The 13,451-nt window shown below is 59.0% G+C and carries 13 protein-coding genes and 2 tRNA genes; 8 read left to right on the forward strand and 7 right to left on the reverse strand.

Annotation, left to right across the window (positions count from 1 at the left end; all coding sequences use genetic code 11):
• Nucleotides 1-19: 19 nt before the first annotated feature.
• Together uvrB and RMR21_RS05050 are read right to left on the reverse strand one after the other, a co-directional pair.
• Nucleotides 20-3,037: an excinuclease ABC subunit UvrB gene (gene uvrB / locus RMR21_RS05045; protein WP_498669616.1), complete on the reverse strand. Its 3,018-nt coding sequence runs from the start codon at nt 3,035-3,037 to the stop codon at nt 20-22.
• Complete coding sequence (locus tag RMR21_RS05050; protein ID WP_498670241.1) at nt 3,021-3,356, reverse strand: hypothetical protein; 336 nt, start codon at nt 3,354-3,356, stop codon at nt 3,021-3,023. The genes uvrB and RMR21_RS05050 overlap by 17 nt, the downstream gene beginning before the upstream one ends.
• Here RMR21_RS05050 and RMR21_RS05055 point away from each other — a divergent pair.
• Nucleotides 3,289-3,642, forward strand: a complete 354-nt coding sequence (locus tag RMR21_RS05055; RefSeq protein WP_498669617.1) for a DMT family protein — start codon at nt 3,289-3,291, stop codon at nt 3,640-3,642. The two genes, RMR21_RS05050 and RMR21_RS05055, sit on opposite strands and share 68 nt — an antisense overlap.
• A gap of 46 nt (nt 3,643-3,688) precedes the next feature.
• Nucleotides 3,689-4,117 (forward strand): GNAT family N-acetyltransferase, encoded by a 429-nt coding sequence (locus RMR21_RS05060; RefSeq protein ID WP_498670078.1) that lies wholly within the window; start codon nt 3,689-3,691, stop codon nt 4,115-4,117.
• Here RMR21_RS05060 and RMR21_RS05065 read toward each other — a convergent pair.
• The gene (locus tag RMR21_RS05065; RefSeq protein ID WP_498669618.1) at nt 4,114-4,629 is read right to left on the reverse strand and encodes a hypothetical protein; all 516 of its coding nucleotides are present in this window, start codon (nt 4,627-4,629) and stop codon (nt 4,114-4,116) included. The two genes, RMR21_RS05060 and RMR21_RS05065, sit on opposite strands and share 4 nt — an antisense overlap.
• 135 nt (nt 4,630-4,764) lie before the next feature.
• Between RMR21_RS05065 and RMR21_RS05070 the strand changes: the two genes are divergently transcribed.
• Nucleotides 4,765-5,991, forward strand: a complete 1,227-nt coding sequence (locus RMR21_RS05070) for a DUF1963 domain-containing protein (protein WP_498669619.1) — start codon at nt 4,765-4,767, stop codon at nt 5,989-5,991.
• A 51-nt stretch (nt 5,992-6,042) separates the two neighbouring features.
• Here the strand turns inward: RMR21_RS05070 and RMR21_RS05075 are convergent, their stop codons facing one another.
• Together RMR21_RS05075 and RMR21_RS05080 are read right to left on the reverse strand one after the other, a co-directional pair.
• Nucleotides 6,043-7,452 carry a PepSY-associated TM helix domain-containing protein gene (locus tag RMR21_RS05075; RefSeq protein WP_498669620.1) on the reverse strand — a complete coding sequence of 470 codons (1,410 nt, stop codon included), beginning with the start codon at nt 7,450-7,452 and terminating at the stop codon, nt 6,043-6,045.
• An 84-nt stretch (nt 7,453-7,536) separates the two neighbouring features.
• Complete coding sequence (locus tag RMR21_RS05080) at nt 7,537-7,959, reverse strand: DUF2946 family protein (RefSeq protein WP_498669621.1); 423 nt, start codon at nt 7,957-7,959, stop codon at nt 7,537-7,539.
• A 146-nt stretch (nt 7,960-8,105) separates the two neighbouring features.
• Between RMR21_RS05080 and RMR21_RS05085 the strand changes: the two genes are divergently transcribed.
• Together RMR21_RS05085 and RMR21_RS05090 are read left to right on the forward strand one after the other, a co-directional pair.
• Complete coding sequence (locus RMR21_RS05085) at nt 8,106-9,650, forward strand: DUF1800 domain-containing protein (RefSeq protein WP_498669622.1); 1,545 nt, start codon at nt 8,106-8,108, stop codon at nt 9,648-9,650.
• 4 nt (nt 9,651-9,654) lie between these two features.
• Nucleotides 9,655-10,836 carry a DUF1501 domain-containing protein gene (locus RMR21_RS05090; RefSeq protein ID WP_498669623.1) on the forward strand — a complete coding sequence of 394 codons (1,182 nt, stop codon included), beginning with the start codon at nt 9,655-9,657 and terminating at the stop codon, nt 10,834-10,836.
• Nucleotides 10,837-10,859: 23 nt separating this feature from the next.
• Here the strand turns inward: RMR21_RS05090 and RMR21_RS05095 are convergent, their stop codons facing one another.
• Nucleotides 10,860-11,246: an acyl-CoA thioesterase gene (locus RMR21_RS05095; protein ID WP_498669624.1), complete on the reverse strand. Its 387-nt coding sequence runs from the start codon at nt 11,244-11,246 to the stop codon at nt 10,860-10,862.
• 34 nt (nt 11,247-11,280) lie between these two features.
• The gene (locus RMR21_RS05100; RefSeq protein WP_498669625.1) at nt 11,281-12,162 is read right to left on the reverse strand and encodes a TrmH family RNA methyltransferase; all 882 of its coding nucleotides are present in this window, start codon (nt 12,160-12,162) and stop codon (nt 11,281-11,283) included.
• Nucleotides 12,163-12,465: 303 nt separating this feature from the next.
• On the opposite strand from RMR21_RS05100, the gene RMR21_RS05105 reads away from it, so the two are divergent.
• From RMR21_RS05105 to RMR21_RS05115, 3 genes are all read left to right on the forward strand, one after another.
• Nucleotides 12,466-12,550, forward strand: a tRNA-Tyr gene (locus RMR21_RS05105).
• Nucleotides 12,551-12,575: 25 nt separating this feature from the next.
• Nucleotides 12,576-12,649 (forward strand) — tRNA-Gly (locus tag RMR21_RS05110).
• A 362-nt stretch (nt 12,650-13,011) separates the two neighbouring features.
• Complete coding sequence (locus RMR21_RS05115) at nt 13,012-13,434, forward strand: PAS domain-containing protein (RefSeq protein WP_498669626.1); 423 nt, start codon at nt 13,012-13,014, stop codon at nt 13,432-13,434.
• Nucleotides 13,435-13,451 lie beyond the last annotated feature (17 nt).

Here is a 13,451-nt window from a genome sequence, read left to right on the forward strand (position 1 = left end):
TAAAACAGCGACGAGAGTCTCAACGCCCCGGCCTGCCAGTCTTGCCCTTCGTGCGGCCCTTCCGCTTCTGCTCGCCGGGATCTTCGTACGAGCCGACACCAACCTTGCCACGTGCGATGGGGCGGGGGTCGTCTTTGCCGCCGGTGGCGCGTTCAGATTGACCTTCCAGCAAGGGTGAGACGCGTTTGCCGTCTTCGGTTTTGGGCTTTGCCGGTGTGGTTCCCTTGACCGGTTTTTCCGTGCGTCCCACCGTCATTTCGTCGAGATCATTCTTGCGGAACAGGGGTTTGGCGGTGTCGGTGCCGGGGCCCATATTGTCCAGGGTGGGTTTGGCGAAGAGGGATTTCGAGGCTGGTGGATTTGGCTCACCCCCCTCTGTCCTGCCGGACATCTCCCCCTCAAGGGCGGAGATCGACTCGCGGTTGGTGCTCGGGCCACTTTTTTTGCCGGGCTTACCTCGGCCGCCACCCTCAAGCGATTTCGCCTCTTCCTTGGCGATTGGGTCGTCCATGGCGGCGAGTTCGGCGGCTTTGAGGCGTTTGATTTCGTCGCGCAGGCGGGCGGCTTTTTCAAAGTCGAGATCGGCGGCGGCGTCGCGCATGGATTTTTCCAGCGCGTTGAGGTGAGCCTGAAGATTGTTGCCGACCATGTGGCCGCCATCCGCAAAACCCTTGCCGGATGCGCCGGAGATATCGGCGCGGACGTGGTCGCGTTCGTAGACGCTGTCGAGGATATCCGAGATGCGGGCCTTGACGGATTCAGGCGTGATGCCGTGTTCGGTGTTGTAGGCTACCTGCTTTTCACGGCGGCGGGAGGTTTCCTCCATGGCGCGTTTCATCGAGCCGGTGATCTTGTCCGCGTAGAGGATGACCTTGCCATCGACGTTACGGGCGGCGCGACCAATGGTCTGGATGAGGGATGTTTCGGAGCGCAGGAAGCCTTCCTTGTCGGCATCCAGAATGGCGACGAAGCCGCATTCGGGGATGTCGAGACCTTCGCGCAGAAGGTTGATTCCCACCAGCACGTCGAATGCACCGAGGCGCAGGTCGCGGATGATTTCGATACGTTCCAGCGTGTCGATATCCGAGTGCATGTAGCGCACGCGCACGCCCTGTTCATGCAGATATTCTGTGAGGTCTTCGGCCATGCGCTTGGTCAGCACGGTGACGAGGGTGCGGTATCCGGCCTGCGCTGTCTCGCGGATTTCGCCCAGCACATCATCCACTTGGCTGCGGGCGGAGCGGATTTCGACCGGCGGATCAATGAGGCCGGTGGGGCGGATGACCTGTTCGGCAAAGACACCGCCGGACTGTTCCATTTCCCAATTGCCGGGGGTGGCGGACACGGCAACGGTCGGCGGGCGCATGGCGTCCCATTCCTCGAAGCGCAGTGGGCGATTGTCCATGCAGGAGGGCAGGCGGAAGCCGTATTCGGCCAGCGTCGCCTTGCGCCTGAAGTCGCCCCTGTACATGCCGCCGATCTGACTGACGGAGACGTGGCTTTCATCGATGAACAGCAGGGCGTTATCGGGGATATATTCGAATAGGGTTGGCGGCGGTTCGCCGGGGCTGCGGCCCGTGAGATAACGGGAATAGTTCTCGATACCCGCGCAGGAGCCGGTGGCTTCCAGCATTTCGATATCGTAGCGGGTACGCTGTTCCAGCCGCTGTGCCTCCAGCAGGCGACCGGCCTTTTCCAGCTCGGCGAGGCGGCCTTTCAGCTCTTCCTTGATGGAGCGGATGGCGCCGTTCAGCGTCGGGCGCGGGGTGACATAGTGCGAGTTGGCGTAGATCTTCACCGATTGCAGATCGCCGGTTTTCTGGCCGGTGAGGGGATCGAACTCGGTAATACTGTCGATTTCGTCTCCGAACATGGAGATGCGCCAGGCGGCATCTTCCAGGTGGGCGGGGAAGATTTCGATGGTATCGCCACGCACGCGGAAAGAGCCGCGCTGGAAATCCATATCGCGGCGCTTGTATTGCTGGGCAACCAGATCGGCCAGCAATTGGCGCTGATCCAGCCTGTCGCCAATCGCCATCTGAAAGGTCATGGCGGTGTAGGTTTCCACCGAGCCGATACCGTAAATGCACGACACCGAGGCGACGATGATGCAGTCATCCCGCTCCAGCAGCGAGCGGGTGGCGGAGTGGCGCATGCGGTCGATCTGTTCGTTGATCGAGGATTCCTTTTCGATGAAGGTATCCGAGCGTGGCACATAGGCTTCTGGCTGGTAATAATCGTAGTAGGAGACGAAATATTCCACCGCGTTGTCGGGGAAGAAGTTCTTGAACTCCGAATAAAGCTGTGCCGCCAGCGTCTTGTTGGGCGCGAGAATGACGGCCGGGCGCTGGGTGGCCTCGATGACCTTGGCCATCGTGAAGGTCTTGCCCGAACCGGTGACGCCGAGCAGGACCTGCGACCGCTCGCCGGAATTGATGCCCTCGACCAGATCGGCAATCGCTGTCGGCTGATCACCTGCCGGTTCGAAATCCGACTGCATGCGGATGGTAATGCCGCCTTCGGATTTCGGCGGGCGGGCAGGCCGATGCGGGGTCCACATCTTGCCGTCCTTGAACAGCGGATTGCCGCTTTCGATGAGCGCGGACAGCGCTTCGACGGTGGCGGTGACCGCGCCGGTGGCAAGGTTTTCGGCATCCTCAAGGCTGACATCCATGCCCGCGACGGGGTTGAGACCGGCGGCGGCGCGGGTCTTCGGATCGTTGGAGGCGCCGATGGATGACCCACGTGAGGTTTTCTGCGCGGTGGCCTTCTTGTTAACGCTGGCATTGGCCTTGGCGGCCTCGTCGATAGCCTGCTTACGGGCCTCGATCTCGATCTTCTTGCGGTGCTTGCCGGCCTTTGAGGCCACTTCGCGCTGCGTTTCGACCGATGAGGCCTCGGCATCCGCTTCCAATTGTTTGACCCAATCCGAAACGCTGCCGGACAGCGGCGCGCCTTCGAAAGGTGCCTGTGGCATTTCGGCAAAGCCATCGGAGCGGGAGGTTTTAGCGGAAGGTGTTTTAGGTGATCTGGCCATGGTCGGAATATGGAGAGAGTCCGGTTGAAAGGGAAGAGGCGGGGTCGAAAAAAGGAGTACAAACAGGAAACGTCTTGGCACGTTGGAACCTGTTATCTGCTTCTGCGTTCTTCACGCGCTCTGACGATTCCGTGAAGAGCGCGTCAAAATCCTGTTCCTGTTTGCTGCGTCCTGCGCTAAGCAATACGTCGCAAGCCGGGACTGGTTCCCCCTTCTGATCAATTTTCCCTCTCCCAATTCCAAGGTGCATCATGCCTTTTTCCATCACCCCTGCGCACATCTGGCCGGTCGTCATGCTGATCGCTTCGAACGTCTTCATGACATTCGCCTGGTATGGGCACCTCAAGCACAAGGGCAGCCTGCTGTTCTTCGCGATCATGACGAGTTGGGGCATCGCCTTCTTCGAATATTGCCTCGCCGTTCCTGCCAACCGCATGGGCTCAGAGGTCTATTCGACGGCACAGCTGAAGACGATGCAGGAAGTCATCACGCTGACCGTCTTCGCGCTGTTTTCGGTGTTCTGGCTCAAGGAAAGCCTGACGATCAACCACGTCATCGGCTTTGCGCTGATCGCATTTGGTGCGTCGTTCCTGTTCAGGTCTTGAACCGATGCTGATCATCCGGACAGCGACACTGGAAGACGCCGCAGCGATGACGGCCGTGCAAAACGAAATATTCGCGGCTGGTCTGCGCAAGTCGCCCCGGGATATCGACACAATCCTGAAGGTTTATCTCCAGCGCGAAGACAACATCGAATGCACGGTTGCCGAAAGTGCTGAAGGCCGAATTCTCGGCTTTCAGTCTCTGACCTATGCCAGACCCGGCAACCCCTATGGCGTGGCGGAAGGTTGGGGCATCATCGGAACCCATGTCAGCCCGACAGCTGCCCGCCAAGGCGTCGGCAAGGCGCTGTTTCGTGCGACCCTGGTGGCTGCCAAGGCCGCAGGAATCGAGAACATCGATGCGAGCATTGGTGCCGATAATCCGCTGGGGCAGGCCTATTACGAGGCGATGGGGTTCAGGACGTATCGTTCGCCGGACGGCTTGGTTTGCAAGGTTTACCGGGTCAATCAAGTCTAGAGAAGGATGGCGAGGATAGCGATCATCGCCAGCGGGAGCCAGTGGACGTAGGTTGTGATCGGTCCGTGTTTGCTGATGGTGACAACCCGCGCCAAGATATGATGCGGCAGGAAGAACGCGAGATAGTAGCCCCAGATCATCAGAAACGTGGTGACGATGCCGATGATGCCCTGCCCAGCCACATCAGGACGCATGGACAAGATGACCGTGAAGTAAATGTGGAGGCAAAGCGCGATTGCGGGCAGGATCAGGCGGCGTTTTTCCAGTCGCGGTCGCTCTGCTGGTGGCGTGCGATAATGGCGCACGGCTTCGTCCGCGTAAAAGCCGACAATCGGTGTGACGATGACGGCACATATTCTGGCGAGCTTTTTCCAGGTCGGCTCGGCCAGTTTCAAGATTTCCATGGAAAATTTCACGATCCAGCCGATATGGGCAACCGCGAGCATGTGGAGCATCCACATTCCGACCAGAAAGAAGATCGATAAGGCGCCCATTCCTGCCCCACCAAACATGTCGCAACTCCCTAGAAAACAACTTTACCGTTAGCCGTTCGGCACGTAGGTTTCCACCCAGGTTTTGACAGCTATGGGCTGTGTTCATGGAGGGGCGGAATGAGGCTGGGGGCATTGATGGTGTGGGTGAGCGTCATGACCATTATTTTGCCTGCCCATGGAGGATTTGCGCAGATGGCCGAGACGGTTCAACTTCCGACATCTCGGACCGATCTAGCCGCACGGCTGGCGCGGGTCGGGATTTCTGGCGATGGCGTCGAAAGCATCGTGACAGTGGCGAGGAATGCGCAGGTTCTCGATACGATGCCTGCCGATGAGGACATGATTTCGGTGGGGGCAAGCAAGTTCGGCGGCCGCCCCGATCTTCCTGAAAACATGCTTTGGCCGGTGCGGCCCGCCTATGAGGATGGGGCGGATATGGCGCGCGAGCTGGAGACGGAGGCGGCCAATCTTTATGCCGATGCCGGGCTGGTGCCGCCCTGGATGGGCGAGGAGGGACAGGCGTTCCTCACGGCGCGCAAAAAGCTCAATGAAGAAGTGAATGCCAAAACACTTGCTCTGTTCAAGAAGGCTGGCGTCGATATCGAGGGAGGTCATCTGATCCAGCTGGCGAAGCCTTCTGCTGCCGATATCAACATGGAGGCGAGGAAACTGCGGTCAAAGGCCGATGCCGTTACAAAGCCTTTTCCGCTGACATTCCTCATGCAGATCGATCTTGAAGCCATGGCGAAGGTGCCGGGTTTCGATGCCGACCTGCCGCGCACGGGGCGGCTGTTGTTCTTCTACGATCTCCCGCAGATACCGGCGGGTTTCAAGCCGCAATCCCGGCCCGGCTGGCAGGTGATCTACGACCAGACGCCGCGTGACAAGCTGAAACGCGTGGAGGTTCCATCTGAACTGACCGCGTTTCCGACGCGCGCTGCATTCTTGCCCATGGCGGTGCATGCGCGTGCCATCGTCAGCACCATTCCGGAGGCGAGTTCGTCATGGACGGATCTCCGACCCTTATCCGGGGACGATGCGCAAGCCTATCATCAATGGCTTTATTCGCTGGACTGGCCGACGGCGGCGAGCGGCGGCAACCATCAGCTTGGTGGCTGGCCGCGCGCCATCCAATCCGGCATGCAGTCACAGAGCCAGTTGGCCTCGAACGGCATCGATGCGGGAGCATCCGATGCCTACAAGACCGATGCCGCAAAGGCGCTACTGGAACATGCCGGTGACTGGCAACTCGTCCTTCAGATAGGAACCGACGTGGCCGCAGGGCATGATCTGCCGGGCGGCATTTATGTGCTGATGCGCAAGGACGATCTGAAAAAAAAACGCTTCGACAAGGCCTGGGTCGTTTACGAGCAGGACTGATGGTTCATGTGCGGACGGGATGGGCCGGATTCTTCTCCCGGCCCGCTCGCTTCATGCCGCGCGGCGTTTCGTCAGTTTCTGGACGAAGAGATCGAGGATAAGCATGACCAACAGGCTCACTCCCACCAGCGGAAAGAGGATACCTCCGATGGCGAGGATGGCGGCGAGGCCGTAAAGCGTGCGCCTTCTTTGCGGCATGGGCGGCACGCCGAGCGAGCCCTTCGGACGGCGTTTCCACCACATGATGCCGCCGGAGACGGCCAGAAGCATGATGCCGAGGCAGGCGAGCGCCAGCACGATCTGATTTGCCAGCCCATATTGCTGGCCCATATGGACGTTGATGCTCCATTCCAGACTTTTGCCGAGCGGACCGTAATCCGCATAGTTCATGTCGATCAGCGGCTCGCCACTATATTGATCCAGATGGATAACACGCTGTTTCGACAGATCGTCAGGATAGACAGAGCCGCTATAGACGCCCTGCGGGGTAGTGGGCAGCGCGACGGTGTAACCGGCGGAAAGGCCGAGTTCATTGAAGCGGGCAATGGCCTTGTCGATGCCGATCGACATCGGGCTCATGTCCATACCCGCCATGTTCATGGTGTCGTCGTGCTGGCCGTGATCATGAACAGCGGAGGTGGGGATTTTCGCCTGTTCCAGCGACCACGAGGTCTTGGAGACATCATCGAGCTTTTCGCCGGACATCGGAATATCGGTGCGCACGCCAGCCGGATACCCGTAATTGCTGCCATTGGCCCATTCGTTGACTTTTCCGCCCCACACGCCTGACCAGGGCATGCCGGTGACGGCGAGAAAGACGATAAAGGCGCCGACGAAGAGGCCGGTGACGGCGTGTATATCTCGCCAGAAAACACGCTTTTTCGGCGTTCCGCGCACGGTGATCACGCCACCGCTCTGCTGGCGCGGCCACCAGAGGTAAATGCCGGTCGCAACCAGAAGGATGGACCAGCCAGCCGCGATCTCGATGAGATAGCGCGCATAGGTGCCGAAATATTTCAGGCTGTGGAGATAGCGGATCGTCCACATGACGGTGCCGCGATCCGGCAGGGAGCCGAGGGCCTGACCCGTATAGCCATTCACATAGACCGCTTGCTTGCCCTGAGGCGTGGTGACCGTGATTTCCGTCGATGCGCCGGGATCGGCTGGCGTGGTGTATTTGACCGCTATGCCCGGCACGGACGCAAGTGCGCTCGCAACGATGTCCGACGGACGGGCGGAGGGTGTGTTCTGGACCATTTCGACGCGCTTGAGATCGGAATGGATGACGTTATCCAGTTCGTCCCTGAACAGATAGAGAGCGCCGGTGATGGCGAGCGTTATCATGAAAGGAAGGACAAAAAGGCCAGCGTAGAAATGCCAGCGCCAGACAGCGCGGTAGAGATTGACGGACGCAGATTGCGAAAGCGTGCGCTCCGCCTGATAAGAGGTTGTCACGGACATGAGATGTCTCCGCAAGACGATGAGATGGTTGGCCAGAACTGACGCGCGGTGTCGCGGCGCCTGTCTCAAACCGGTTTCGTACTCTCAGGACTGCGGGGTGAACGGCGGGGCGCGCGGTTGCGATTCGCGATTGGGCGCGGCAGGCAAAAGGCCCGCATCGTGACGAAGCGAGGCGACGTCCGCTTTCGGAACGGTGCTGGCAATGAGCTCGGTCGATGTGACCAGCAGGGCGACGGTAGACGCGGAAGCAAGGCGACAGAGCGCACCGCAGCAATTATCCGCAGTCTTGGTACCGGAATCCTTTTTGTCGGTCGCGCTCGCAGGGGTGTGGCTGGAACAGATGACGTCGTCTGCCGACAGTGCCATGGCGGCCATGCCGCCACTCGCGACACCGTTGGCGAGCCCCTGCAGCAAAAACAGGAGAAGCGCCAGCATGGCGACAGCGCCAGCCGAACTGCGATCCTGCATGATTTTGCGAACGAACGTCATGGCGAAACTGAGTGCCACAGTTCGATTGCGTTGTCACCGCGGCATTCTGCTCGTACCGTGAATTACAAATTGTCCATGTCTGAAAATGACCATTCTTTCGCGGCTTTTTTGCCGGAATTGGAGGGGATTTTCGCACCATCTTATTGTTGGCAGGAGTGCCGGAAATGGCTTCTTTTTCTCCAACGATGGCGGCGATCCGCTATGGCTATGGGCTTTCACCCGGCCAGGTACTGAACCGGAATCTGGACGACCTGTTGGTGCAGCTTGCTGATGCACCATTGAAAGAACCGTTTTTCCCCGTCGGAGGCGCGTTCGAAGCGCGACAGCGATCCGACGACCTTGCAGACAGGCTTGTTGCGACCAGCGCCGGTAAAAATGGTGGCGAACTGGATCGCGATGGCCGCAAGCTGATCCAGCAGAAAGCCGAGCAGAGTTTTCAGCGCGACAGCATGGCGCGGGTCATGCAGGCCGTCTTCTCTCCTTACGGCTTCCACGAGCGGCTCGCCTCGTTCTGGGTGGACCACTTCTCCGTCAATGCCCGCAAGGCGGTGCCGATGCGCCTTGTTACCCCACTTTACGAGGTTGAGGCGATCCGGCCACATCTGGCTGGCCCTTTCCGCAATCTCTTGCAGGCAGCGGTGCTGCATCCCGCCATGTTGATCTATCTGGACCAGAACCGCTCGACGGGCCCGGGATCGGTGGCGGCCGCAAAGGGCAAGCGCGGCCTCAATGAAAATCTCGGTCGGGAATTGCTTGAACTTCACACGATGGGGGCAGGCAGCGGCTACACCCAGGCCGATGTGCGCTCTGCGGCACTCGTTCTGACGGGCATGACGGTGGATGACCGAAACGAGATGCTGTTTCGTCCCGGCATGGCAGAACCGGGCCAGATCAAGGTTCTCGGCGTTTCCTATGGCGGTGACACGCGCACGGCAGATGATTGTCTCGATATGCTGGATGATCTGGCAACGCGATCGGAGACGGCGGTTCATGTCTGCCGCAAGCTGGCGGCGCATTTCATCGCCGATGACGTGCCGCCGGATGTGCTCTCGGTGATGGTGGACGAGTGGAAGGCAAGCAAGGGCAATCTCGTCAAAGTCTATGCCGCCATGCTCAACCATCCCCGTGCATGGGCCGAGCCAGGCCGGAAAATGAAGTTGCCGTTCGACTATGTCGTGTCCGGGCTGCGGGCGTTTGGTATCACCCAGAAGAACTGGCAGGAGAGACTGTCTCCAGTCGGTGACGACGAAGTTGCTTCGGCTGCTGTGCCAATGCCACCGGCGACGATAGCCGAAGGCAGCACGGGGATGGCGGACGGCAGCCAGATGACGATGGACAGGCCCGCATCCGAAATCAAGATGGACGCTCAGCCGTCGCCACAAAAGCCGAAACCCAAGCAGAGCCTCGCGCGCACTCTGACGCTTGCCTCCCTCAGGCGCATGGGTCAGCCGGTGTGGCAGCCGCCCAGCCCGGCAGGTTTCGAAGAGGGTGTCGCATCCTGGCTTTCCCCCAGTCAGATGAGCGAGCGTATTCTTTGGGCCCGCAAAGCGTCAAATTCACTAGGTGGTGACATGGAGCCGAAGCGGCTTCTGGAAGTGGCAATGGCGGATATGGCGCGTGACGATACCATTCGCGTCGTCAGTCAGGCCCCCAGCCGCGTCAGCGGCATGACGCTTGCGCTGTCTTCGCCCGAATTCAACAGGAGATAGGACGATGGCTTTGTCTCAGGATATGCTGATCAGTCGCCGCAGTTTTCTGGCGACGGCGTGCTGCGCGGCGGCATTGCCAGCGTTCTCTCCCGTCAGTTTTGCCGCCATGCCTGGCGATAACAGGTTCGTCACGATCATTCTGCGCGGTGCTATGGATGGGCTCGATCTGGTTCAGCCCTATGGTGAAACAGCCTTTTCCGGTTTTCGCCCGACGCTCGCACTGACGCCGGACACTGGTCTTATCGATCTCGACGGTTACTTCGGCCTCAACCCGGCAGCCCAGCCCTTGATGCCACTTTGGCAGAGCAAGGAGCTTGCCTTCGTTCACGCAGTTTCCACGCCATACCGGGATGAACGCAGCCACTTCGATGGGCAGGATATTCTCGAAAGCGGCGCCAACCACGTTCACGGTGAACGAACGGGCTGGTTGAACCGGGCGCTATCCACCATTCCCCGCTCCAACGACCGCAAGGCCATCGATATCAACACGTCCATGGAACTCCTCCTGGCAGGTCCGAACGAAGCCGATGTTTGGGCATCCACCTCCGATATGACCATGGGCGCTGACGACGTTGCCTTCTTCAAACGGCTCTACGCCAACGATCCGGATTTCAACCGCGTGTTGGCGGAAGCCTTGCGCACGGACATGTCTGCCGAACAATTGTTTCAGGATCAGAAGCGCGGTGAGGGCGTTCGCGATGTCGCCAAGCTTGCAGGCGGGCTGTTGCGCGAGGACTACCGTATCGCCGCCTTTTCGGTCGATGGCTGGGATACGCATGCGGGCCAGAAAGGCCAGTTTGCGCGCACGGTCAAGGATTTGACCATTGCGCTAACGACGCTGAAAGAATCGCTCGGGCCTGAAGTCTGGAAAAAGACAGTGGTGCTGGCCATGACGGAATTCGGACGCACGGTGCGCGAAAACGGCACTGGCGGAACAGACCACGGCACCGGCGGTCTGGCGATTCTCGCAGGAGGCGGTATCGATGGCGGTCGCGTGCTGGGCAACTGGCCAGGGCTTTCGGACGGCAACCTCCTCGACAACAGGGATCTGATGCCGACCGGTGACGTGCGTGAACTTGCCGCGGCCATGCTGTACAGGCAATTCGATGTGGGTGCGGACGCGCTCACAAACAGTGTGTTTCCGGGGCTCAGCTTCGAGAGATCGTCAGCCTATCTCAAGGTCTGAAGAGGCTGACATCTGTCCTCAGGTCACGCCTTCGAAATGGGCGTAGGCTTTCCGTGCTCATCCATCGCGACCATGATGAATGTACCGGCTGTGACCTTCTCAAGCGCGTCGTAGCGAGACCGTTGCGCCCAGGCTTCAACTGTGAGCGTGATCGAGGTGCGTCCGACACGGGTAATCTCCGTGTAGATGGACATGGTATCGCCGATCTTGACGGGAAGTTCGAATGCCATCTCCTTGACCGCTGCCGTCACCACGCGACAGCGCGCCCGTTCAGCGGCACGAATGCCGCTTGCCAAGTCCATCTGCGACATGACCCAACCACCGAAGATATCGCCTGCCGGATTGGCGTCCGCTGGCATGGCAAGTGTGCGAAGCGTGAGTTCGCCGGTCGGTTTGATCATGTCTGGCATTGGTTCTCCAAGAGAAGGATTGGTGGGGCAGGTCTTATTTTTTGGCCAGAAACTGACCAGTCGCGTAGAGCGCAATGGCCGCTGCATTCGATACATTGAGCGACTTGATCTCGCCCGGCATATCCAGCCGTGCCAATGCAGAAACGGTCTCGCGTGTTTTCTGACGCAAGCCTTTGCCTTCCGCACCGAGAACCAGCGCGATCCTGTCACCGCTGAATGTCTGCTCGATGGGGGCAGGGCCTTCCGAGTCCAGGCCGATCGAGGTGAAGCCGAGCTTGTGCAACTCGCCCAGCGCGTCGGCCAGATTGGTGACCTGAATATAGGGGATCATTTCCAGCGCACCGGACGCGGATTTTGCCAGGACGCCCGACTCGGTCGGGCTGTGACGCATCGTGGTGATCAGCGCGCCCGCATTGAAGGCAACGGCCGAGCGCATGATGGCGCCGACATTATGGGGGTCGGTTACCTGATCCAGCACGAGAATAAGCGGGCTGCCCTTCAACGCAGAAAGCTTGCGCATGGGTAGGGGTCTGGTCTCCAGCATCACACCCTGATGAATGGCATCGGGACCGAGAACTTTGTCGATATCCTGCGGGGACACCATCTCCACCGGGAACGATTGTTCTTCCGCCGAGCCGATTTCCAGACGCGCCAGCGCGTTCATGGTCACCGACAGCTTGATGATCTGGCGTTCCTTGTTGGCAAGGGCGGCGCGAACCGTGTGCAGACCATAAAGATGGACCTGATCAGGTGCCAATTGCGGTGCCTTCCAGTCGTCGCCACCGCGAGGTCTGCGCTTCTGAAAAGCCGGAGTGGGAATTTCGCCGCGTTCTCTCTTGGCATCGCGAACCTGACGGCGCAGCGTTGCATAGTGTGTGTCGCGAGTGGATTTTTCGTTGGGATCGTCTTTGCTCATGCTGTCTTATATCGTCAGCAATGCGCCAGCACCAGTCCCCCGCACCGCTTCGCTTGCGTTCCGATCTGCGGTTTCACATGTTTCGATAGCGGCTTTAAAGGAAACTGCGGATCGTCTTCAGGCGACACTCTTTGGTAATCCACAGGCCTATGACTTCATACGCATTTTTCCCGGAATTTCGTTACACATCGTGTTGACAGACGCGGCGAGGGCAGTCATATACGCGGCCACAGACGACGAAGCGGCAACGCGCCGCCCTCGGAAATCTGGTTAAGCTTGGTCGCTTGATCCTCGCAGAATACTGGAGGAATGCCCGAGTGGTTAAAGGGGACGGACTGTAAATCCGTTGGCTCAGCCTACGTTGGTTCAAATCCAACTTCCTCCACCATTCTGCACGGATCGAACTCACCACCGCGGGTATAGCTCAATGGTAGAGCAGCAGCCTTCCAAGCTGAATACGCGGGTTCGATTCCCGCTACCCGCTCCAACAATCTCAGCCACTGGCAGCGAATCCCGTCACTTATGTTTTATGTGGTTCATTGTCCCAATTCGGCGGCTTCATGTCCGCTTCCAAACCCATACCGGCGTCTGTGGCGGCGGTTGGTCTTGGTCGCCGCGTAGTTGCCGAATCTTCAGAGCGACCCGGGACTTCGACCGCCTCCGAACGGTATCAGCACGCTTATCCATTGAGCGTAACTCTCATTGCTCTCGAGGTTAAGAGAAAACGAGCGCATCGGAACAAATCAGCCATTCCACCGCTTCACTAAAAAAACACAGTTCCGCCTCATTTTGCGGTTTCCAGATACCTCAAAATATGCTTATTGTCTAAAAAAATACCCAGGATTGAAAATGACTGAGAGCGCACCTTTGCAACGTTACGTCTCGATGAGCCTTGGTGGATTTTACGTCTGGGATCTTCAGCAGAACCTGTTTTGGGCAGATGAAGCTTTCGCGATGATCATGGGCTTCGATCCGGAAGAGCTTGATGCCGGATTGCCAGTCGAACGCATGATGCCGCTCATCCATGAAGACGACCAGCCACATGTGGTTCAAGGAATCAAGAATTCCGTTCTTTCAGGCGAACCGTTCGAAATGGTCTACCGCATTCGCCGGGGCGAATCTTTTGCGAAAATTACCGAAGTCGGCAAGTGCTATCGTTATGTCGACGGCGTTGCGACGCTGTTTAGCGGCGTGGTCTTCGACAGCCCGTGTCCGACCAATGCCGATGCATCGAATGGAAACGCGCCGGTAACGACCCTCCAGAGCACATGAAGATATAAGGTCTTCTG

Source organism: Agrobacterium sp. rho-8.1 (assembly GCF_033957725.1).
GTDB lineage: Bacteria > Pseudomonadota > Alphaproteobacteria > Rhizobiales > Rhizobiaceae > Agrobacterium.